This window comes from Reichenbachiella sp. (genome assembly GCF_039969095.1).
Taxonomy (GTDB): Bacteria; Bacteroidota; Bacteroidia; order Cytophagales; family Cyclobacteriaceae; genus Reichenbachiella.
On sequence record NZ_JBDVOL010000010.1, the window covers coordinates 76404 to 99637 of the forward strand.

Here is a 23234-nt window from a genome sequence, read left to right on the forward strand (position 1 = left end):
TATAAGATATTAATATTTAGACAAAAAATATAGTCGGGTAAATACCATTATACTCGTTTTATCGTTGTGCTTTAGATAGAATCTATTGTAATACAATGGCACAACTATTGTAAGCCGGTTAATTTTATTGCCAATATGGGTACGAATTAGTAATTAAATGGTTTCGATTTTTTGACCTAGCCAAAAGTTTCGATATTTGTCATGCTACTTCGATTGGTCAGATTTTTAGAATTTTCAATAAAAGATTGTCTATTATGATTTCTTTATTCATCAGCTATGTATCGAAGAGATACAACTATGCATTTCTCCTAGTTTTAATATTCCTTTCTTCAGTAGTTTCAGCTCAAGAAACAGTTACATCCTTGCTAGCTCAAGATGCCAACCCATCTAATAGTTCAAGTGTTGAGTATGTGATTACTTTTTCGGGTAGTGGTGTTTCAGGTCTTACTACAGCTAACTTTATTGTAAATGAAGCTGGTGGAGTCTCTGGCTCATCAGTTAGTACCGTGACAGGTTCTGGTACCACTTGGACGATCACAGTTAACACAGGTACTGGAGACGGAACTTTAGAACTCGAACTAGACAATGCTGCAGGATTGACACCAACTGTAACCAATGTCCCATATACTGAAGATATTTATACAATTGATAAATCTGCCCCCGTGCTTACTACGGTAGTCAGTTCTCCATCAAGTGGAACCTTGATAGTGGGCGATGTGCAGACGGTGACAATTACAGAAAACTCTGCAGAAACAGGTTTGACAGTCAGTTCCGCTACCATTAATGGAATAGATGTGAGTGGTGCATTCACAGATAATTTTGATGGAACTTATGAGTTTGATTACACGGTGATGGAAGGTGAGACTGATCAAACAGCAGGCAATATTCCTTTGAACATCACCTTGATGGATGCCGCTGGCAATACTGATAATGTCACTGCATTTACAGATGGTAACACCACAGCTGTAGATGCTAATAGCCCGACAGCTTTGACAACTGCTACTATTTCAGTTACATCTGGCACATTGATGGTAACTGATGGAGTGACCATAACAGTAGGCACCAGTGTCACGGGGTTAAATATAGATGGTGCAACAGTCAACGGCATTGATGTGAGCGGTACAGGATCCGATGTAGGAGATGGGACTTATACCTTTACCTATACTGTTCAAGAAGGAGAAACTGACCAAACAGCTGGCAATATTCCATTAAATATTGAATTGTCCGAAGCATCAGGCAATAGTACGATCATATCGGCATTTACTGATGGCAATACCACAGCTATAGACGCTAACACACCTGTGCTGACCACAGTTGTTAGTTCGCCATCAAGTGGAACCTTGATAGTGGGCGATGTACAGACAGTCACGATCACAGAGAGTTCATTTGAGACTGGATTGACCGTGAGTTCGGCAACAATCAACGGCATAGATGTCAGTGGTGATTTCACAGACAATGCGGACGGTACTTATGATTTTGACTACACGGTGATGGAAGGTGAGACTGATCAAACAGCAGGCAATATTCCTTTGAGCATCACCTTGATGGATGCTGCTGGCAATACTGATAATGTCACTGCATTTACAGATGGTAACACCACAGCTGTAGATGCTAATAGCCCTACCATTAGTTCTTACTCTTTGAGCTCTGGAAACGCCTATGTAGACGTCACGTTTTCTGAAGGTATTTATGACGACACTGGTGCAGCTGCATCAGATGTTTCAGATTGGGATATAAATTTTACTCAAAATGGAGGTACGGCTACGAATGTTACACTAAACGATATTACTAACAATTCTGATGCTGCATTATCTGGTGGAGAATCGGTGATTAGATTTGTATTAGGTGTTTCGGGTGCTCCTGATGGAAATGAGTTTATTTCCATTATTCCAAATAGTGGTTCAGATGTAGCTGATGGTGGACCAAACTTGATGAATGCAGCACAGACTACGGGAAATATTACTTTGAATGCAGTCACACCAGTTACATTTTCTAACGTTTCAGTGGATCAGGGAAATACTTATGTTGATATTACTTTTTCTGAAGCTGTAGATAGAGATGCCGGAAGTGGTACCGATGAATTAAGGTTAGCAAGCAATCGTGAGCTTTGGTATTCCTATAATGACGTAGGAGGATCTGGGGCGACGATTGGTTCGGTAAGTATTACTGAAACAGGAGGAGGAGCACTTGGTACGGGAGGTTATTCTACTATTAGATTCAATTTCACAGTAACTGGTACGCCAAATGGGTCTGAGACTATTACATTTTTTCCAGTAGATGGGTCTGAAATTTATTCAACAGCTACTGAAGTTCCTATGTCGTCATCGGAAACTATTGTGGCGAACTTGACAGAAAAAGTCGCCCCAACTTTTGTAGAGTCTTATTTCTTCGATACCGACGAAAATGGTGTTATCGACGAAGTGGTCATCGAAATGAATGAGGCCATGGATGAAACTACGGCTACAAATGCAGATTTCACACTTTCGACTGGAACATTAAGTGCGAGCGCTGTCAATGCTGCTACTGCAAACAATGATTTGGACGTAGCGGATAGCGACGTGTATGTCACTTTTACGATTTCTGGATATACAGAAGGCACTGCGCTAGGGTCTACAGACCTTCAATACGTAGAATCAGCAGGCACATTTGTAGATTTAGCAGGTAATGCACTCGCAGGTTCAGTAGATATGTCAGAAGTAGATTTATCCGCACCAATACCTAGCTTAAACCCTATTGATGAAGGTATAAATCATGGATTGGATGATCCACTTGTATTGACATTTAGTGAAGTGGTAAATATAGTTGACTTAGGGGGAGATGAGATTTATATAGTTAGGACAGATGTTTTTCCAAATACTACCATAGACATTGATATCACAGATGGATCGATCATTGCATTTGCATCACCCACTCTCACGATCACTCCAGAAGATCCATTGATTGGTTCTGCTACTTATTCTATTGTCATTGAAGAAGGTGCTATAGTTGATTTGGCTTCTAGCCCTAACAATTTTGGTGGTTTTAGTACAACGGATGATTGGAACTTCATGACAGAAGTGGATGCCACGGCCCCGAATTTGACAATTACAAGGCAGGATACAGCACTTGGAGATAAAGACTCTGGAACTTCAGATACGTCAGTTAGTTTTGATTTGTATTTTGATGAGCCAATAGATGATGGCACATTCGATGAAATAAACATTACAATCAATATCTCAGATTTGGAGATCAATGGAGATGCTACAGCATCACAAACCTCCGATAATGTAACAGGTTCAGTTTCTCTTGTGAACATGGGTGATGATCAAAATTACAGTTTTATTATCAACAACATCGCTCATGTAAACAGTGCAGCAGATGGCACGCTGTCCATATCTATTGATGGTGTGGATGATTTGGCAGGGAATACTATCGCAGCTCCTGAAGTGTCATCTGATTTTGTTTTTGATCATTTTGCACCTGCAGTCACTACATTAACTATGGATGCGCTTGGAACCACATTCACTGACTATGCAACTGATGGAGATGAAGTCACTATTGGTGTTGTATTCGATGATGATGTAAATGATACACCATCAATGTCTCTAAAGTCTGGAAACGCAGCGATCAATAACGCTATCACATGGGACGATCAGTCTGATGCTAATGCTACCACATGGACGGCTACATATGATGTAAGCAGTTCGGACACTGATGGCACATTACAATATACTTTGGATTTTACTGATGATGCAGGTAATCCTGCTGTTACTTTAATTCGATCGGTTGGTCAAACGGCAGGAGCTGATGATGCAACTACTTTAACAATTGACAAAACTGACCCAGAAATTACAAATATTGTACGCCTCACTCCCACAGAAGAAAGAACAAATGATAGTCCTGTTACTTTCAGAGTTACATTCAACGAAGAAGTTGAGAACGTGAGTGCTGATGGCTCTGATTTTGTTGTGTCTGGAGCAGCAACTACTGGAGGAATTACTGTGGCAACACAAACTGCCAACACTGTATTTGACGTAAGTATTGCTGGTGTTTCGGGAGATGGATTGTTGGATTTAGATATGGATGGTGGTAACGATATCACAGATTTAGCTGACAACACGTTGGGAGCAATCAATTCAGAAGAAACTTATACGGTTGATAATACGCCCCCTACTTTTAACTCTTCAACAGCTAGTGCAATAGATAATGTGGTCGACATCACTGTTAATTTGAATGAATCAGGAAGTGTTCATTATTTAGTAGTAAAAAGAGATGTTGATGGCGTACAGAGTAATGTGCCTACAGTAGCAGATGTGACAAATCAAGATGGGGCTTATTCTACTGGAGCAGGTGGGACTTTTGGTGCGGATGGAGAAATTACGGTCTCTTTGGCTTCCACTAATTATTATGTAGAAGAAACTTTAGATGCCAACTCAGTTTATGATGTTTATTTGGTATCAGAAGACGAATCTTTAGGCAATGTATCTGGCACCGTAACATCAGTTACAGCTATACAAACTGGAGGAGTCTTAATCACAGCTCCGACGGAAGCTGGTATTTGCTTGGAAGGCGATGCAGTTGTATTAGGTGACATTGTATTGGATGAAGTGCTTTCTACAGACTTCTCAGGTTCTACCTCTAATGTCACTTTGAGGTTAGGTCTACCGACTGGTTTTGAATTTAATACAGCAGTTGGTTCAGTGGCACATGCAACAGGAGATATCAATGCTTCAAGTTTAGACTACGTTTCGAATGAAGTGGTGAGAATTACTTTCAGTATGGAAGACTTGGCCGATGACGAAATTGATCAATTGACCATTAGCGACCTAGAAATTTACGGAACAGGTTCAACGGAATATACGGGAGTAACAATAGATAGAGTGGGAGGTACCTCATCTTTGTATCAAGCTGAGGAATCTGATGATCCTGTCTTTGCAACACTTTCTAGCGTTGCACCTTATGATCAGATGACCATTACATCTACTGACCCTGGAGTTCCTTATTTAGAAGAAATTACTACAGATGTAGCCAATGGTAATGTAGTCAACGATGAAGTGTCTTTATTTGTTGATGAGGACATCACAGGCAATTATGGAACTGTTACTCCAATCACCATATACGCTGAATTGGCCAGTGATATTGTTAGAATCTATAGTGATGAAGGTTTGACCATGCAAGTTGGCGGTAATTATACAGGATCAACATCTTATACTCCATCATTAACGAATTTCGGCCTAAGTGCTGCTAATCTTGGGATCAACAAATTCTGGATCTCAATTGAAAATGCTAGTGGATGCGAGAGTACAGGAGCTTTATATGCGATTGCATTGATTTCTGATGTGAGGTCTGATGACGCTACAACGTTGTCAGAAGCGAACACGGTAGGTGTAGATTTGCAATTATCATTACCAGATAGCCATGATGGATTATTTAGTGGAGTAGGTTTATCAAGCATAAGTTACGATGACTCTGATAATAATTTGGCAGAAGCTACTTTCATACCTAACAATGTAGGTGTAGGGAGTTATGGAATAGATTACACCTTAAGTGAAAGTGTGGATGATATTTCTGTAACGTATACAATTGCCTTTACAGTTATTTCATCTGAATTGGTATTCAATGTTTCTGACGTTTCATTTTGTGAAGATGAATCGAATATTGAGGTAAATGATGATGATGCTGGTGATTATGATATTGAAGTACCAAGTGTTGCTGGGTTTGTATTTTATGATGTGAAAATATACGAATACAAAGATGATATAGAAGGAGTGGTAGATGTGAGTGGGACATTACTAACGAAACCTGCCTTAGTATCTACAGGTGGATCTGCAACTGATTTAAGCAGTGGTTGGATATTTGACCCATCAGCTACACATCAAGATGACCAGGATACATTAATATTTTCATTGGAAATGAGAGATACTTCTAATGATGCGATTACAGAAGTGGCCACACAACAAGTAATTATTTATAGTATTCCTGAAGTAACACTGGATAACGATGAAGATGATACAGATACTTTTGATGAATATTACTGTGCGACAGATGATGCATTTGACCTTTATGTGACTATCTCATCTGATTTAGGAGAAAGTACAGAAGTGATATCTCAAGGATACACTTTGATTCAGGATGTGAATGAAGATGGTTTTGGTGGTGCTGATGATGTTACAACTGTGTTTGGAGGAGCAATTACTTCCTTTGATCCAGCCGATCCACACGGAGATGCATCCAATGAAACAGGACTTTTTAGAATTTCATATACAACAGAGGGTATTACTGATGCAGGTTGTACGAATTCATCATCCGTAGACTTTGAAGTATATCCTCAACCTTCCAGACCGACATTTGCAAGTGATTTGAGCGGAATAGGTGGGTTAGATGCTGGAAGTGATTACTACTTGCTAGAGTATGGTGCTGGTGCTACAGTGGCAGATTTAGTTTCAAATGTAAATGATTCAATTAGTTGGTATACAAATGCTGAAAAGTCGGTAGGAATAGAAATTGCTGATCTATCAGGAGGTGAAACAATTACAGCTGAAGAATTATATGGAACATCTTCGCCAAGTGGAGGTATTAATAAGGTGTTTTACTTTACGGATTGGACAAATTTAGGAATTGATCCTGATGAAGAATTTGTTGGGTGTGAATCAGAGGTTAGAGAAGTAAATGCAGTAGTTTATTCTTCTCCAAATGCACCAGATATTGATGTTTCAGGTTCATTCAATGGTACTGTTACAGAAATAGGAACCAATCGATATATATATGAATATTGTGAAGGCGAGACTTTAGATGATGTAGTTTTAACCAACGACATCAGTGATCTCAGATCCTATTTTGTTTTATTAAATGAAGCAAAGGATGATAGTACAAGGATATCTACTAACACCGTAAGTGCCGCTGATTTTGGTTATACAGGAGCTATTGATACAGACACGACAATTTATGTTGTTCACATTCAAAATGACAGTACTTATACCTCTGGTACAAATCCAGAATTTGTAGGTGTGTTTAGTGATACAACTGAAGTGTCATTTGTTCTACACAGTATTCCTGATCAACCTGTTATTGAAGATTTTGCAGATATTGGAGATGATGATACTTATAAATTTTGTAGTGGAGCGACACTAGATGAAATTGAAACTCCAAATCTGACAGGATATGTATATGAATGGGCAAATGACGATGGAGGAGGAGACCCTGATACAGGAAGTATTATAACTACATCAACCTCAGATAACAGTAGAGCGACTAGAGCAGAATTAGGTTATTCTTCAACCTTTTTAATTTCTGGTAGTAAAGAAGTTAATACCTATCACGTTAGAAATTATATAGGGTCAAATGATGAGTCTGGTTTTGTAGGTTGTCCTTCTGATGATTGGACAGCTGTAGAAGTTACCGTATATCCACAGCCGGTTGCTCCATTTAACTCAGCCGCATTTAGTAGCAATGGTACTACTGGGCCAGATACTTATGAGTATTGTCAAGAACAAGATGTGAGTGCCGAAAATCTGGATCTTGATAATGTGGCAACCAGTGCTGATGGAGTGACTTTATATAGCTGGTACTCATCTGATCCAGATGGATTATCTCTGACTCCATTTTATGAATCTACCACTTCTACCGTAGCTTTTACTACTATTGAAAACAGAACTGATGTAGACATTGATACAGATGCTACAACTCGAATATATGTAACGCAACTCACGGATGAACTTTGTGAAAGTAATTCTTTACCTGTAGATGTGATCATCAATAGAATCCCCGATGTAGATATTGTAGATTATGGCACTAGTTCATTTACGGATGCATATTGTAATGACAATGGAATAGTGACATTGCAAGGTCAAGTCGATGGGGCGGATTATACAGGTTCAGATGATTCTTGGTCTATTGATACTGGAGGGTTGACAGAGGTATCAAATTTAGGTGAGTTCGATCCAAATGCAGCGGCCACAGCAGCTGGAGAAGCAACTACTCAAGGGTCTGCAACAGATCATGATATTACTTATTCTTATACAATTACTGCAACTTCATGTTCAAATGCTGTAACCAAGACAATAACTGTAAATCCATTACCAGTTGTAAAGTTTAATAGCTCCAACTCGGACTTGGATAATACGGATTATGGGAATACCCTCAGAATATGTGAAGATGAAGAGGCCATAGAATTGACAGGGGATGTGGATGGAAATGGAAGTGGTAGTTTTTATGTCGATAATTCAGAGCTATCCACAAATACTAATTTAGAAGCTACCTTCTCTGTGGCTGACTTTGGCGAAACAATTCTTACTGGAAATGTAAGTCGAAGTTTTGATTTGTCATTTGAATATGCTGATGATAACAATTGTGTGTTTGAGGTGGAAAAAACTATTGAAATTGACGACGTTCCAGAAGTTAGTTTTGATATTTTGGGTGGGTGTGAGTCACCAGCAGTTGTCTTTGAGTCTAATTTAGTCAATAGTGATTCTCCATACAGTTTAGAAGACCTTAGCTACACATGGGCTTTCTTCGATCCTAGTGGAGGTAGCGAAGGTACAGATACAGGGCAAGATGTAACCAAAACTTTTGTAGTTCCAGATGGACAGGAAGAAGAAGTATTCGAAGCATTTGTAATTGCAACTACAACCTCCGCTGTTACTACCATTGATGGTGGATGTAGCACTGCAGATAATGCTTTGACTCGACAAGATGTACCTATACTTATAAGTCCAACAGTGGCTTTTGTATGGGACACAGTATCCGTAAATCAACAAACTTCATTTTATGTGAACGAAGTCCTTTTAGGAAGTGATAAAATTGACAGCATAGCTTTGGTTTTCTATAATGGAGCGGATACACTTTGGTATGACGTGCCACAGGCGAGCGAAATAGCTGCTGGTGAAACTTCAGAGGCCGAAATTTTAGCAGATGATGATTTTGATCCTTTTTATTACACCTATACCTCAGCTGGAATCTATGAAGTGTCAATTCAAATGATTACAGAAAATGATTGTAATACTACCTTAATTCGAAATGTAAACATTATTCCTTCAATTGAAGTCACTGCTGAAAATCCTTATTTTCAGGGCTTTTCGAGCGGTAGTTTTGATATGAATACTGATGGATGGTATTCAGAAACTTTACTAGAAGATGAAGTAGCACTGGTGAGTGTAGATCCAGATGCTGCCCTACGAGAGTCTAGCTGGAATTGGGTAGAAATAGATCTTGGAGATGATACTGAAAAAGCAACTGATGCCGATGATTGGGTTTGGTCTACTACAGCAGTTAATGGCTCACATTATTATCAAGATGAGAATTCATGGTTGTACTCTCCTACATTTGATTTGAGTACTTTGGAAAAGCCTATGATGAAATTTAGTGCAATATTTGATTTTGAAGATGCTAAAGATGGAGTAGTTGTTCAGTATTCTGTAGACAGAGGTCAGAAATGGAAGACCTTAGGTGGTTATATAGAAGGTGAAAGCACCGGGATTGAATGGTACAATTCTGATAATGTTGGTTCTGATCCAGGTGAGCAACAATCTACTTCAAATGATGATGCAGATCAATCGGTAGGTTGGTCGGGTAGTGAAAATAGTGAGGCTTGGACTAGTGCAAGACACAGCTTGGATGAAATTGGTTATGATGATGACGGAAATTTCGATGAGACCAGATTGAACTATGTAAGGTTTAGGTTTGCTATGGCAAGTACATCAGATACTGATAAATCAGAAAATTTCGGATTCGCATTCGATGATTTTGAAATTCTGGAAAGGTCTAAAGGAGTAGTGATAGAACAGTTTGTGAGCGTGTCAGAAGATGACTTAGAGGGGGAAATAAATACACCTACAGCAACATTGAAGAATTCAATTGAAGAAATTCTAAATACATCTAGTACTGCAGAGGATGCCATATTGGTAGCTTATCACACTGATTTGGGATTTGAAGACCCTATTAACATTGTGAACCCTGCTGGACCAAGTGCAAGATCAATTTATTACAATATTGATGATGTCACATCTGTGTTGGACGGAAATACTGGCGGATCTAATTCGTCTGGTAAATCCGGTGATTTGACATGGGATAATAGAGATTTGGGGCTTAATTCTTTAAAGGATCCAGGTTTTGAAATAATAGTTACTGCTGATCCGAGTGCCACTGAGACTAATATTAAAGGAACCATAGAATTTATCGCGACTGATAATTTTGCAGCTGAGAGTGAATTTAGGGCTTACTTGATAGTCTTGGAAAATTCAGTAGCTCAATCAATCGTAGTTGATGGGGAAGAGTTATTTAGCGAATTGGATCATGTGGTACGAAAAGTATTGCCTGATGGGTCCGGAGAATATGTTGAGCTTGATAGTGAATTGATACCTGGATCTTCTCTGCCACTTGGTACGGATAATTTAATGTATTTCGAATGGGAGCTAAGTAATATTCTAGATGATTCAGAGTTGTCTGCTGTAGTAATAATTCAAAATAATATTACCAAGGAAATTTATCAAGCATTGAGTCTGGACGTATCGGACGATTTGTTAAACGGCAAAAACACATCATCAATAACTAATGTCGACGATGATATTGCACAAATGGGAGACTTTAACCTCTTTCCAAATCCATCTGATTCTGAATTGTTTGTGAAATTTAATCAAGCATTTTCAGGGACGACTGATTGGGTGATATTTGATCAGTCTGGTAGAATTTATAGAAAAGGTTTAGCAGCTTCTGGTGAGCCTGGATTTAGTGTAGAAACAAATGATTTTCCTAATGGATTGTATTTTATGTCAATTCGAAATGAAGGAATGAGTTTTGAAATGAAAAAGATCCTTATTGCGCATTAGGATAACTAGCCTGAGATATTTTTAAAAAAGCCCTAATCATGGAATTTAGGGCTTTTTTGCCCTTAGAAATAAAAAATCCCGACGGTTAGGTCGGGATCAACAATACTTAAAATGAATGATCAAAGATCACTTTTAGGTAAAGTTGCCTTATTTAGACGGCAGTACTTTTGCTCTTACTTCACCAAAACCAACGCGCACGCCGTCCTTAACTCCAAAGCCTTTCATCACGACAGTATCACCATCCTGGATAAATTTTCTTTCCGTTCCATCAGGCATTTGTACAGGTTTAGTGCCTTGCCAAGCGATCTCGAGCATCGAACCATACTGGTGAGGCTCTGGGCCACTGATTGTACCAGAGGCCATCATATCACCAGGTTTTACATTGCAACCATTCACCGTGTGATGTGCCAATTGCTGAATCATATTCCAATACATGTATTTGAAATTAGATTCGCTTACTTTTTTGCTTTCGCCAGTTCCAGTTTCTATTTCTACTTCCAACTGGATGTCGTAGTGATGATTTCCTTTATATTCTAAATAGGGCAGTACTTTTGGGTCTTGTTTTGGCCCCTTAGTTCGGAATGGCTCCAAAGCTTCCAGGGTCACAATCCAAGGCGAAAGGTGCGAGGCAAAATTTTTGGCTAAAAATGGCCCTAAAGGCACGTATTCCCATTTTTGTAAATCTCTAGCAGACCAGTCGTTGAATACACACAAACCAAAAATATGATCTGAAGCATTGGATGTATCAATGGTGTCGCCTAATTCAGTTCCTTTCCCAATGATAAAGCCCATTTCCAATTCAAAGTCCAACAGTTTACTAGGGCCAAAAACTGGAGGTTCATTAGCATTCGGTTTCTGTTGACCTTTGGGTCTATGAAAATCAGTTCCTGAAACAACTACAGATGAAGATCTGCCATGATAACCTACAGGTATGTGTTTCCAGTTTGGCATCAAGGCGTTGTCTGGATCTCTAAACATACAGCCCACATTGAAAGCATGCTGTTCGCTTGAGTAGAAGTCTGTATAGTCTCCTATTTGAACTGGTAAACTCAGGGTGAGGTTATTTACGGATTTCAATATCTTGTTTCTATGAACAGTATTTTCACGTAAACCGTCTTTTGAGTGTTCTTCAAAAATGCTCTGTATTCTATCTCTTACTTTGTTGGTAATCGGTTTGCCCAAAGCAATGAAATCGTTGAGAAATTGCTTTTCAAAAATACCATCTGGTAACGCAAGGCCTTTTAAGTAGCCCTTTTCTTGAAGAATGGCCAGATTGATGGCATACTCACCAATGCGTGAAGCAGCATACCAGCCTTTGCCGTTTTGTACTATTCCAAAAGGTATGTTTTGAATGGGGAAGTCAGACTCAGCAGCTACCGTAATCCAAGATTTTGTCATTTTTTGTGGTTTTTAATTTTTGGGTTAATTGTAGTCAAAATCAAATATAACCGTCATTCTCTGGCTTGTCCAGAGAATCGCTTACAAGATGCAGATACCCCGAATACATCCGGAGTATGACGATGGCTTTTACAGCGTTCCTCTTCGCTCTTGTTCTCTTTCTATGGATTCAAAAAGTGCTTTGAAGTTTCCTGCTCCAAAACCTCTTGCTCCCATTCTTTGGATAATCTCGAAGAACAGTGTTGGTCTATCTTCCACTGGACGTGTAAATATTTGTAATAAATAACCTTCTTCATCAGCATCAACCATGATACCAAGTTTTTTCAACTTCTCAAGATCCTCTTTGAGTTCGTGATCATGAGTAGCCAATCTTTCAGGTACTTCATTATAGTATGTTTCTGGAGGCGTAGTTAAAAACTCAACCCCTCTTGCTCGCATTCCTGCCACTGTGCTCAAAATATCATCGGTAGCAACTGCAATGTGCTGAACGCCTGGTCCTTCATAGAAGTCTAGGTATTCTTCAATCTGAGATTTTTTCTTTCCTTTTGCTGGCTCATTAATTGGAAATTTAATTCTTCCATTTCCGTTGCTCATCACTTTACTCATTAAAGCGGAGTAATCAGTATGGATTTGTTTGTCATCGAATGAAAGGAAATTTTCAAACCCCATCACATCCTCATACCATTTGACCCAAGTGTTCATTTCTCCCCAACCTACATTACCTACCATATGGTCAACGTATTTCAAGCCAAGTGATTCCGGATTATAATCCGACTCCCATTTTTCGAAGCCAGGCATGAATACACCGTTGTAGTTTTTACGCTCTACAAAAAGATGAACAGTTTCTCCGTAGGTGTAAATTCCTGATCGAACAACTTCACCATGTTCGTCTTTTTCAACGACTGGATCCATGTATGACTTAGCTCCTCTTGAGGTGGTTTCTTCCCATGCTTTTTTAGCATCTTCCACCCAAAGGGCAACTACTTTTACGCCATCACCGTGTTTGACAATATGCTCGTTGATTGGGTGTTTAGAGTTGAGTGGGGTGGTAAGTACCAACCTTATCTTATCTTGCTTTAATACATAAGAAACAACATCCTTGCTGCCGGTTTCTAGTCCTCTATATGCGAAGGACTGAAAGCCAAAGGCTGTCTTATAAAAGTGAGCAGCTTGTTTGGCATTACCCACATACAGCTCGATGTAATCCGTTCCTAACAATGGAAGGAAGTCTTGTGCTCCTTCAAATATTTTCTCTAAACCGTAGTTTACGCTTTCTACTTGCTTTGCCATAATATTATTTTTAGGTAACCTTAACAGGAGGTTCAAACCCTGCTGGGGTTTATCATTCGTCTTTTAATCTAACCAGCTTTTGTGGTAGTCTTTAATTAATATTTTCATTGCCTCTTCAGTCACTTTCAATGGTTTGAAAGTGTCTACCATGACAGCCAACTCTTCAGTTACGGTCTGTCCGATACTTCTCTCAGTTGCTCCTGGGTGTGGTCCATGAGGAATGCCAGCGGGATGGAGCGTAATATTTCCTTTTTCAATATTGTTTCTACTCATGAAATCACCGTCTACATAATACAACACCTCATCAGAGTCGATGTTGCTATGGTTGTATGGAGCGGGAATAGACTCTGGATGATAGTCGTACAACCTTGGTACAAATGAGCAGACAACAAAAGCATCTGTCTCAAAAGTCTGGTGGACTGGAGGTGGCTGATGCACTCGTCCTGTGATTGGTTCAAAATCATGAATGGAAAAAGCATAAGGATAATTGTATCCATCCCAGCCTACCACATCAAATGGATGACTGGCATAGATGTACTCATGCATCATATCCTGCTTTTTTACTTTAATCGTAAAATCACCAAGTTCATCAAATGTTTCTAATGCTGTGGGTCTTCTAAAATCTCGCTCACAAAATGGAGAATGTTCAAGGAGCTGGCCAAACCAATTGCGATACCTCTTTGGTGTATAAATTGGCCTTTTGGACTCTACAATGAATAACTTGTTATCCTCTGTATCAAAATGCATTTGATAAATCATTCCTCTTGGGACTAACAAATAATCACCGTATCCAAACGCGATATTTCCTAATTGCGTTTTTAACGTGCCAGTACCGCGATGAACAAATATCAGTTCATCACAATCAGCGTTTTTATAAAAATATTCGGTCTGGCTGTGTTTAGGGGATGCGAGAACGATGTGGCAATCTGTATTGACCAAAACGGTCTTTCTGCTTGCCAGATAATCATTTTCTGATGGAACTTTAAAACCTTCCATTGCTAAAGAAAGCATGTTTTTTTCTTCCGCAATTTTTGGAGCGACACTATATGATTTGCTCACTTCTTTGACCATAGTAGGTCTGTGTAAATGGTACATAAGTGATGACATACCGTCGAAACCTATAGTGCCAAATAGTTGTTCATAATGAATGCTACCATCTTCTTTTTTGAAAGTGGTGTGCCGCTTGTGCGGAATCTTACCTAATTGATGATAATGAGGCATAGTGGTTTAATGTTTTAATTTCAAAAATGAAGCTCTATATAAATTTACAAAGTATCGCACTAGTTCACTAATTGACCTAATGAATTCTCAAAAGCTGTATTTGTAAGCAAAGCCTTGTTTTGGTTCCTATTGTGAATACCAACCAAAGCCTGACCAATGATAGAAGAAGTATCACTAAAGATCGCCGCATCAGTCATGTCTACTTCACCAGACATCAGGTAAGCGAAAACTCTGGCCATTCCACAGTTGGCGATGAAATCAGGAATCACAGACACATTTTTATCTGCATATTCGCTGATTGGCCCATAGAATATGGCCTCATCTGCAAAAGGAACGTTCGCTCCACAAGAGATGACCTCGAGTCCAGATTTCACCATGCGATCCAATTGATCCTGAGTGATTAATCTTGAAGCAGCAGCAGGAATGAATATTTCCGCATTTAAATCCCAGACTTTGGCGTTGATCTCTTCGAATGGAATGACATCAGGGCTATTTAGCTGATTGCCATTTCTATTGACGAATAGTGCTGTAATTTCTTCAAAAGTAAATCCTGCTTCTTTGATTAACCCTCCGGCTCTATCTATGATACCTACTACTTTTACACCCATCTGAGCTAGATAAAAAGCAGCAGCGGCACCTACATTTCCCCAGCCTTGGATGACTGCTTTTTTGCTTGAAATGTCACCGCCCCAAAGGTTGTAATAGTGTCTGACTGCTTCAGAAACACCATAACCGGTAATCATATCAGCCACAGTATATTTCTTGAATAGATCTGGGGTATATTTTTCATCTTCTATGATTTTAATTACCCCTTGTCTCAACTGACCAATTCGGTTTACCTTTTGTGCTTCGGTGGGATGGAAGTGTCCAGTAAAAACACCTTCTTGAGGGTGCCAAATACCATGATCTTCCGTGATTGGAATTACTTCATGAATTTCATCTACATTCAAATCACCACCAGTGCCGTAGTAGTATTTCAGAAGAGGCATGACGGCAGCATACCATCTTTGTAAAACACCTTCCTTACGCGGGTCGGATGGGTCGAAGTTGATGCCTGATTTAGCACCACCAATAGGAGGACCTGAAATACTAAACTTGATTTCCATGGTTTTGGCCAAAGATTCAACCTCTCTTTTGTTCAATCCTTTTCTCATGCGAGTGCCTCCACCAGCAGCTCCACCACGTAGTGAGTTGATCACTACCCAGCCTTCTGCCTCAGTTTCTGCATCTTTCCATTCGAATACAACCTCTGGCCTCTTCGCTTCAAATTTGTCTAGTAGTTCTTTCATTAATTGTTGATGTTGATATATTCTACTTAAGGAATATTTATAGGAATTTTATTCTGTCACCAGTAATTAATGACTAATAATATCTGTGTGCTATTTTGAATACTATTAAAAAATTCTTCAAATAATTCTTGCACGAAATTAGATTTTACCTATCTTGGATGTCTGATTCTTCTAAATAATTATCATTATTTAGAAGAATCAGACAAAAGGAATGACTTGATTGGAATATAATCCTTTTGTATTTGAATTATGATCTGGCAAAATAATTAAATTCTAAAATGACACAGTTAGACGCTACTGATATCAAGATTTTGAACGTCCTTCAAGAGGAGGGTAGAATCACTAATAAGGCTTTATCCGAGAAGTTAGGCCTTTCAACAACCCCAATATTTGAAAGAATGAAAAGGCTTGAAAAAGACGGAGTAATTGGAAAATATGTGGCTTTGCTCAATCACAAAAAGATCGATCGCAAACTGACCGTGTTTGTCTCTATTTCTTTAAAAAACCATACGCGTTCGTACCTGGAAAAATTCATTGAAGAGATGAATCAGTTCAAAGAAGTACAAGAAGTCTATCATATCGCTGGAGACTTCGATTATATGTTGAAAATCGTTACTAGAGATATTGAAACTTACCAGAAATTCATTTTGGCTAATCTTTCAGTCAATTCTAACATTGCTCATGTGAAGAGCCAATTTGTTTTATCGAGAGATAAGTATACTACCGCCTATAAATTAGATTCATGATGAAAATCAAAGAGATCAAAGGACATTCTCATGAGGCATATACGCCTGATCATTATCCCGAATCTGAAATGATTCAACGGAGCAAGGACTATTATGAATGGATCGACCGAAGAAGAACGGTACGTGAGATCTCAAATAAATCTGTGCCTCAGGAGATCATTGACAATATTATCAAAACGGCTTCAACAGCTCCGTCAGGTGCGCATAAACAGCCCTGGACTTTTTGTGTGGTGTCAAATGCGGAGATAAAAAATAAAATTCGTGCAGCAGCTGAAGAGGAAGAACGAGAAAGCTATACTAACCGAATGAGCGACCGTTGGTTGGATGATTTGAAGCCAATAGGTACAGATGATGTCAAACCTTTTTTGGAAGATGCGCCTTACTTAATTGTTGTATTCAAGAGAGTATTCGAAAGAGATGAAGAAGGCAAGAAGCACAATAATTATTATGTGAATGAATCGGTTGGGATTGCCTGTGGTTTTTTGATTTCTGCCATTCATAATGCTGGTTTAGTTACTTTGACACATACACCTAGCCCCATGAATTTCTTACAGGAAATACTCGAACGACCAGAAAACGAAAGAGCCTTTTTGCTTTTACCAGTAGGTTATGCTCAAGATGAAGTATTTGTGCCGCAGTTGAAAAGGAAGTCTTTGGATGAGATTTCGGTTTATTATTAAATCAGTGAAAAAGTAATCTCTGATTGAAATTAGTTGATCCACTCTGAACAAAACCAGGTAAACGCGAGCGTTCAAATGTTCTGACAATGATATGGTCAAAGAAATTTCTTGTTCAATCAATCATTTTGTCAGATGAGATGAATTATACCACTTTGTGATTCGCATCAAAGGCCTCTTTTGCTCTTTTATACCCCAAATCGATCATGTGAGAGGCTTGATCAAAATCGAGGGTTCCACAGGAATTACGGGCTATTTTGATTTCCACGTCTGGGGGATAGGTGGCGATTTTCATTCTGGCAATAGAACTTTGCATGGTATCAAAAGCCCGATCCGCTACTTGGTACATACCCCAGTTTTTTTCATCAGAGTCATCGTTGCTACTGTATTTGCTTATAAAGTCCTGAATGTTTTTTTGAAACTTTCCCCAACCTTCTTTTTCATCTTTCTCTTCAGGTTCAGGCGCTTCTTCGTTCTTCTTAAGCAATGGTCCACCTAAGTTGACCGCGATGGTCAAATCCGTTTGATCATTAAAAGTAGGAGCAATGGGCACAGGATTGAGCACACCGCCATCTATTAGAAGTTTGTCACCACGCTTCACTGGAGTAAAAAAAAGTGGGAGGGATATGGATGCTCGGATAGCATCAAAAAGGGAGCCTTTGTTGATCCATACTTCTTTTTGGGTTATCATGTCCGCTGCTACAGCTGTAAACGGAATGTTTAGGTTATCTATTTCAGCATCTCCTATCAGGTCTTTGAGAGTCTCGATCACTTTATCTCCTTTGAATATGCCGCCATTGCCCCAAGAGATGTCCAAAAGATTGGCCATATCCATTTTTGAAATGGAACACATCCATTCTTCGAGATCTGAGAGTTTTCCTGCTGCATATACCCCACCAACCATAGCACCAATTGAACAACCAGCTATGGATTTGACTTCATAGTCGTTTTCTTCGAGCCACTTGATCACTCCAATATGAGCTAGTCCTCTTGCGCCCCCACTGCCAAGAACTAATGAAACAGATTGTTTTTCTTTGTTTGATTTTTTAGTCATAAATCAAGAATGATATCTCCACAAGATAATAAAGCTTTGAATAGTTCTGCAACTATAGCCTTATGACAATAAAGAATTGACTATTTGTTGTTTTATTGGGAAAGAATAAAACCATTCGAGCTTTGTTAAATTTACGTGTACAATTATATTTTAATGTTAGATGTATTCAATCAACCCATTAAATAAGGAGGATTACGAAGAGATGATTACTGTATGGGAAGCCTCCGTTCGAGCTACTCATGATTTCTTGCCAGAAGCTAGAATATTAGAACTCAAACCACTGATTTTAGATCAATATTTTGATATGGTTCTGTTGTATGGTGTAAAGAATGACGGACTTTTACTTGGCTTTCTAGGCATTCATGAAATAGATATAGAGATGCTATTCATCGATCCTAAGGCTAGAGGAACGGGAGTAGGAAAGACTTTGCTTTTGTATGCCATCGAAGAATTGAATTGTAGCAAGGTGGATGTGAATGAACAGAACCAGCAGGCCGTTGATTTTTATTTGTATATGGGCTTTCAAATTGTTGGTCGTTCACCTTTGGATGGGCAAGGACAGCCATATCCATTGTTGCATTTGAGTCTGAGGTAATTTATTTACTAGCAACTATTCTACCGCCAAGTACATTGTAATCTTGTGAGGAGATTATTAATTGCTTTCATGCTATTAGAACTAGCGTATTTTATCAATCCACAACTGTGTTTTGGCCAAAACTACTCGAACTATCATCAATCAATTATAGAAATAGAAAACCTAATTATTGAACAAGACTTCAATAAAGCATTAGATCAATTTGATGTTGTTTTTAGCTCATTTGATTTTGTGTTTCTTAGAGATTATCAAGTGGCAGCGCAGCTTGCGGCTTATTTAGGTGATTCGACTCAGACTTTTGAATATTTGCGATTAGCTATAGCTAGCGGATGGAAATTGAGGGATATTAAAAGAATAAACATATTTAGTGGATATAAAAAGGAAGCAGCTTGGAAGGTTATTGAAAATCAGTTTGACTCTATTCAAATTGTTTACCAAAATAGTCTCAAACTATCCATCCGAGATCAAGTTCATCAACTGTATAAGTCGGACCAAAGGTTAGCAATAGGAGCGCTTTTTAGAATTGGACAAAAAGCCCAGAACAGATACGCCGTTCGAAAATTTGCGCCCAATAATGAAAAGCAATTGGAAGTACTTGAAAGAATTATGATCGAATACGGCTATCCTGGGGAACAATTGATTGGCAATGATTTCTGGGTTTCTACTATTTTATGCCATCATAATTCCATCTCAAAAGAATATGTTTCTAAAGATACACTATACCAGCAATTGAGACCTTTGTTGCTGCGTGGTTTAGAAAAAGGAGAAATATCTCCGTTTGAATTTGCCTTGATTGAGGATTGGAAAAATGCGGTTATGGATGGTTATGCGTCAACGATCTATGGTTTTTTGGGTGCAGATTTAAATGATCAGACTAAATTGAAGATCGATTCATTAAGAGCTGTGATTGGCCTACGATCTGTTGATCTCAGAAATTCACTTGTAGACATACAGCAAGAAACAGGAATAGATTTTTATTTACCAGGAAAGCCTTGGCAAGACGGTAAGATTAATGTCAGCGGAAATTAGCCGACATTTGTCATTAATAATTCATTTCGAGAGCTGTCCATTATTTCTACTTTCATCCGTCTTTTAGTAAATTGACTAAGAATGATTTAGAAATTGACTATGCCTATTATCAAATTCACAGCGAATCTCAAAAGATTTTATCCTGACCTATCTGAGGTCGAAATTTCATCTTTGGACTTAAATGAGATTTTAAACGAGCTTGAATGCAAGTATAAAGGGCTTAAAGACTATGTGGTGGATGAACAGGGGCAATTGCGGAAGCATGTCAATATTTTTATCGGAGAAGAGCTGATTCGGGATCGTGTTTCACTAAGTGATTCGGTAAAACCCAATGACGAAATCTACATTATGCAAGCTTTATCTGGCGGCTAAAACCCAAACTAACATGGCAAATTTACTACTCGGTACAAGAAAAGGATTAATCATATATCAAAAGGCAAATGATGGCTGGAGTTATCAGTCTACACACTTTCTGGGCATTCCTGTATCTCTGACTCTGGTTGACGAACGAATTGAGACTTGGTGGGCTTGTTTGGATCATGGACATTGGGGATGTAAACTACATCGCAGCACAGATCAAGGCAAGACGTGGGAAGAAATAGAAGCTCCCAAATTCGCTGAAGGCATGGAGGTGAAGGAAGGAGTCCCAGCGGCCGTGAAATATCTTTGGGCCATGTCTCATGGCGGCCATGATAAACCGGGTGTACTCTATATTGGAACTGACCCTGGTGCATTATTTAAGTCTTCTGACAATGGAGATAACTGGCAATTGATGGAGTCACTTTGGAATCATCCTTCCAGAGAAAAATGGTTTGGTGGCGGACGTGACAATCCAGGCATACATTCCATAGTGGTAGATCCTAGAGATTCTGATCATATCTATGTGGCGGTGAGTTGCGCAGGTGTTTTTGAATCTTTTGATGCTGGGGAAACCTGGCAATCTGTAAATAAAGGGTTGAAGGCGGACTTTTTGCCAGATCCTAATTCTGAAATTGGGCAAGATCCTCATATCCTAAAAGCCTGTCCTACTAATCCTGATGTGCTATGGCAGCAGAATCATTGTGGAATATTCGTGACTACAGACGGAGCTAAAAACTGGAAAGAAGTAAGTCAAAAAAATGGTCCAGCCAATTTTGGGTTTGCCGTAGCGATTAAGCATGATAATCCAGACCAAGCCTGGGTAGTGCCTGGTATTAGTGATGAAATTAGGGTAGCAGTGGATCAAGCCTTAGTGGTATGCCGAACTGATGATGGTGGTAAAACCTGGAAGGAACTAAGAAAGGGATTACCACAGGAAAATTGTTTTGATATTGTGTATCGACACTGCTTGGATATGTCAAATGACAGTCTCGTCTTTGGTACCACGACTGGTAATGTGTACTACTCTAATGACCTTGGAGAAAATTGGATTCAATTGTCTTCCGACCTGCCTATGATCTATTCGGTGGAAATTGCTCAATGACTTATTTTAAATTTTAAAAAATTGAAATTCAACTGACCGTTTATCCTGCGAGATGGCCAAATCACATATAGCATTTGCAATTTGATTCTAGGTTTTGATTATTTGATGTAAAATCAAAGTTCATTCCATGAAAAAGCCTTTGCTATTATTGACTCTTGTCGCAGTTCTATGTTTCCAATCTATAGCTCAATCATCAGAAGTTGATCTCGAGGCATTGGATGTCTATTTTGAAAAAATGACTAAGGATTGGGATGTTCCTAGTATGAGTATTGGCATAGTAAAGGATGGCGATTTGGTTTTCGCCAAAGGTTATGGTGTGAAAGAAATAGGAACGAAAGAAACGCCAGATAGAAACACACTGTATGCGATTGCTTCTAACTCAAAAGCTTTTACCTCAGCGATTATTGCACAATTAGTGGAAGAAGGAAAGCTGGATTGGGACGGTAATGTAAAGGACTATTACCCAGAATTTGAACTGTATGATCCATGGGTCACGGCACATACCACTATTAGAGATATTTTGAGTCATAGAGTAGGGTTGGGCACATTCAGTGGAGATGTGATTTGGTACAAATCAGATTTTACCCCCGTGGAAATTTTAAGTAAAATCAAGAATATACCTCCAGCTTATGATTTTAGAGCTGGATACGGTTATTCCAATTTGATGTATATCACAGCTGGTGAGATTATAAGGGAAGTCACTGGTAAAAGCTGGGCCGAAAACGTAATAGAACGCATCTTAATTCCGTTAGGCATGGATCGAACCATAACAAGCCCGCAAGCATTGGATTTGAAGGGTAACTTCGCAACGCCTCATTCCAGAAGGGACGAGAAAAATATACCCATCGTCTGGGAGGATTGGGAAGAGATTGGGGCTTTGGGGGGATTGATCTCAAGTGTAGAGGATCTTTCGAAATGGTTAATTACTAATATGAATCATGGAGTGAATGGAACTGATACTTTGTTTAGTGCAAGCTCTAGAAATCTGATGTGGACCCCTCACAACAACTTTGTTGTAGATCATACAAAACCAAATGATTTTAACAGACACTTCAATGGTTACGGTTTGGGCTGGGGATTGAGTGATTATCAAGGTAATTTGAGAGTGGGTCACACTGGAGGTTACGATGGGATGCTTACTGCGATTAACATGATTCCTGATCAAAACCTTGGCGTAATAGTGCTGACCAATGGGATGAAAAGCCCTATGATGGCTGCCACTTATTATGCTTTGGATCAATTTTTAGGCGTTGATGGCCCCGACTGGTCTGAGAAATTTTTGGGCTATATGGGATCAAATGAAGAAGACGCTCGGATTACAGAACGAAAAGCCAAAAGAGTAAAAGGAACCAAACCTTCTCTTGATTTGGATAAATACGTAGGGACTTATCATGCAGATATTTACGGTGATATTGAAATCACCCTAGAAAATGGTAAACTCCGATTGAATTTCCCTAATGCGAAAGCACTTTCAGCTACCCTCAAACATTGGCACTTTGATGTATGGGAGATTGATTGGGATATAGAGCATGCCTGGTTCAGTTTTGGGACGCTTCAGTTCAATATGGACAATAATTTGAAAATCGAACGGCTAACTTTTGATGTTCCGAATGATGACATTTTCTTCGAAGAGCTGATACCAATTCGTGTAGATTAATCTATGGATTTTAC

13 protein-coding genes are annotated in these 23234 nt (G+C 39.0%); 8 read left to right on the forward strand and 5 right to left on the reverse strand.

Features of this window, described 5'->3' with window-relative positions:
- The first annotated feature begins 254 nt into the window (after nucleotides 1-254).
- Complete coding sequence (locus ABJH98_RS03685; protein WP_348306278.1) at nucleotides 255-10802, forward strand: T9SS type A sorting domain-containing protein; 10548 nt, start codon at nucleotides 255-257, stop codon at nucleotides 10800-10802.
- A 147-nt stretch (nucleotides 10803-10949) separates the two neighbouring features.
- Here the strand turns inward: ABJH98_RS03685 and fahA are convergent, their stop codons facing one another.
- The 4 genes from fahA to ABJH98_RS03705 all read right to left on the reverse strand — a co-directional run bounded on the left by fahA (nucleotide 10950) and on the right by ABJH98_RS03705 (nucleotide 16000).
- Nucleotides 10950-12200: a fumarylacetoacetase gene (gene fahA, locus ABJH98_RS03690; protein ID WP_348306279.1), complete on the reverse strand. Its 1251-nt coding sequence runs from the start codon at nucleotides 12198-12200 to the stop codon at nucleotides 10950-10952.
- A gap of 129 nt (nucleotides 12201-12329) precedes the next feature.
- Nucleotides 12330-13490 carry a 4-hydroxyphenylpyruvate dioxygenase gene (hppD, locus tag ABJH98_RS03695; RefSeq protein WP_348306280.1) on the reverse strand — a complete coding sequence of 387 codons (1161 nt, stop codon included), beginning with the start codon at nucleotides 13488-13490 and terminating at the stop codon, nucleotides 12330-12332.
- A gap of 63 nt (nucleotides 13491-13553) precedes the next feature.
- A complete protein-coding gene (locus ABJH98_RS03700) occupies nucleotides 13554-14711 on the reverse strand; it encodes a homogentisate 1,2-dioxygenase (protein ID WP_348306281.1) in 1158 nt (385 codons plus the stop codon).
- Nucleotides 14712-14770: 59 nt separating this feature from the next.
- A complete protein-coding gene (locus ABJH98_RS03705) occupies nucleotides 14771-16000 on the reverse strand; it encodes a Glu/Leu/Phe/Val dehydrogenase dimerization domain-containing protein (RefSeq protein ID WP_348306282.1) in 1230 nt (409 codons plus the stop codon).
- Nucleotides 16001-16278: 278 nt separating this feature from the next.
- Here ABJH98_RS03705 and ABJH98_RS03710 point away from each other — a divergent pair, with 278 nt between their 5' ends.
- Together ABJH98_RS03710 and ABJH98_RS03715 are read left to right on the forward strand one after the other, a co-directional pair.
- Nucleotides 16279-16746, forward strand: coding sequence for an Lrp/AsnC family transcriptional regulator (locus tag ABJH98_RS03710; RefSeq protein WP_348306283.1), 468 nt, complete (start codon nucleotides 16279-16281; stop codon nucleotides 16744-16746).
- On the forward strand, nucleotides 16743-17426 hold the full coding sequence (locus ABJH98_RS03715) for a nitroreductase family protein (protein WP_348306284.1): 684 nt from the start codon (nucleotides 16743-16745) through the stop codon (nucleotides 17424-17426). Before ABJH98_RS03710 ends, ABJH98_RS03715 begins: the two co-directional genes overlap by 4 nt.
- 142 nt (nucleotides 17427-17568) lie before the next feature.
- On the opposite strand, the gene ABJH98_RS03720 is transcribed toward ABJH98_RS03715, so the two are convergent.
- Nucleotides 17569-18477, reverse strand: coding sequence for a patatin-like phospholipase family protein (locus ABJH98_RS03720; protein ID WP_348306285.1), 909 nt, complete (start codon nucleotides 18475-18477; stop codon nucleotides 17569-17571).
- A 160-nt stretch (nucleotides 18478-18637) separates the two neighbouring features.
- Between ABJH98_RS03720 and ABJH98_RS03725 the strand changes: the two genes are divergently transcribed.
- From ABJH98_RS03725 to ABJH98_RS03745, 5 genes are all read left to right on the forward strand, one after another.
- On the forward strand, nucleotides 18638-19072 hold the full coding sequence (locus ABJH98_RS03725; RefSeq protein WP_348306286.1) for a GNAT family N-acetyltransferase: 435 nt from the start codon (nucleotides 18638-18640) through the stop codon (nucleotides 19070-19072).
- A 69-nt stretch (nucleotides 19073-19141) separates the two neighbouring features.
- Nucleotides 19142-20101 (forward strand): hypothetical protein, encoded by a 960-nt coding sequence (locus ABJH98_RS03730; protein WP_348306287.1) that lies wholly within the window; start codon nucleotides 19142-19144, stop codon nucleotides 20099-20101.
- Between the two features lie 99 nt (nucleotides 20102-20200).
- Nucleotides 20201-20473 carry a MoaD/ThiS family protein gene (locus tag ABJH98_RS03735; RefSeq protein ID WP_348306288.1) on the forward strand — a complete coding sequence of 91 codons (273 nt, stop codon included), beginning with the start codon at nucleotides 20201-20203 and terminating at the stop codon, nucleotides 20471-20473.
- A gap of 13 nt (nucleotides 20474-20486) precedes the next feature.
- Nucleotides 20487-21563: a glycosyl hydrolase gene (locus ABJH98_RS03740; protein ID WP_348306289.1), complete on the forward strand. Its 1077-nt coding sequence runs from the start codon at nucleotides 20487-20489 to the stop codon at nucleotides 21561-21563.
- A 127-nt stretch (nucleotides 21564-21690) separates the two neighbouring features.
- On the forward strand, nucleotides 21691-23220 hold the full coding sequence (locus ABJH98_RS03745; protein ID WP_348306290.1) for a serine hydrolase: 1530 nt from the start codon (nucleotides 21691-21693) through the stop codon (nucleotides 23218-23220).
- Nucleotides 23221-23234: the final 14 nt, after the last annotated feature.

Excerpts from the sequence above, each read along its gene's own strand:
- ABJH98_RS03685 (WP_348306278.1), top strand. The coding sequence starts at position 255 with ATGATTTCTTTATTCATCAGCTATGTATCGAAGAGATACAACTATGCA.
- fahA (WP_348306279.1), bottom strand. The coding sequence starts at position 12,200 with ATGACAAAATCTTGGATTACGGTAGCTGCTGAGTCTGACTTCCCCATT.
- hppD (WP_348306280.1), bottom strand. The coding sequence starts at position 13,490 with ATGGCAAAGCAAGTAGAAAGCGTAAACTACGGTTTAGAGAAAATATTT.
- ABJH98_RS03700 (WP_348306281.1), bottom strand. The coding sequence starts at position 14,711 with ATGCCTCATTATCATCAATTAGGTAAGATTCCGCACAAGCGGCACACC.
- ABJH98_RS03705 (WP_348306282.1), bottom strand. The coding sequence starts at position 16,000 with ATGAAAGAACTACTAGACAAATTTGAAGCGAAGAGGCCAGAGGTTGTA.
- ABJH98_RS03710 (WP_348306283.1), top strand. The coding sequence starts at position 16,279 with ATGACACAGTTAGACGCTACTGATATCAAGATTTTGAACGTCCTTCAA.
- ABJH98_RS03715 (WP_348306284.1), top strand. The coding sequence starts at position 16,743 with ATGATGAAAATCAAAGAGATCAAAGGACATTCTCATGAGGCATATACG.
- ABJH98_RS03720 (WP_348306285.1), bottom strand. The coding sequence starts at position 18,477 with ATGACTAAAAAATCAAACAAAGAAAAACAATCTGTTTCATTAGTTCTT.
- ABJH98_RS03725 (WP_348306286.1), top strand. The coding sequence starts at position 18,638 with ATGTATTCAATCAACCCATTAAATAAGGAGGATTACGAAGAGATGATT.
- ABJH98_RS03730 (WP_348306287.1), top strand. The coding sequence starts at position 19,142 with ATGCTATTAGAACTAGCGTATTTTATCAATCCACAACTGTGTTTTGGC.
- ABJH98_RS03735 (WP_348306288.1), top strand. The coding sequence starts at position 20,201 with ATGCCTATTATCAAATTCACAGCGAATCTCAAAAGATTTTATCCTGAC.
- ABJH98_RS03740 (WP_348306289.1), top strand. The coding sequence starts at position 20,487 with ATGGCAAATTTACTACTCGGTACAAGAAAAGGATTAATCATATATCAA.
- ABJH98_RS03745 (WP_348306290.1), top strand. The coding sequence starts at position 21,691 with ATGAAAAAGCCTTTGCTATTATTGACTCTTGTCGCAGTTCTATGTTTC.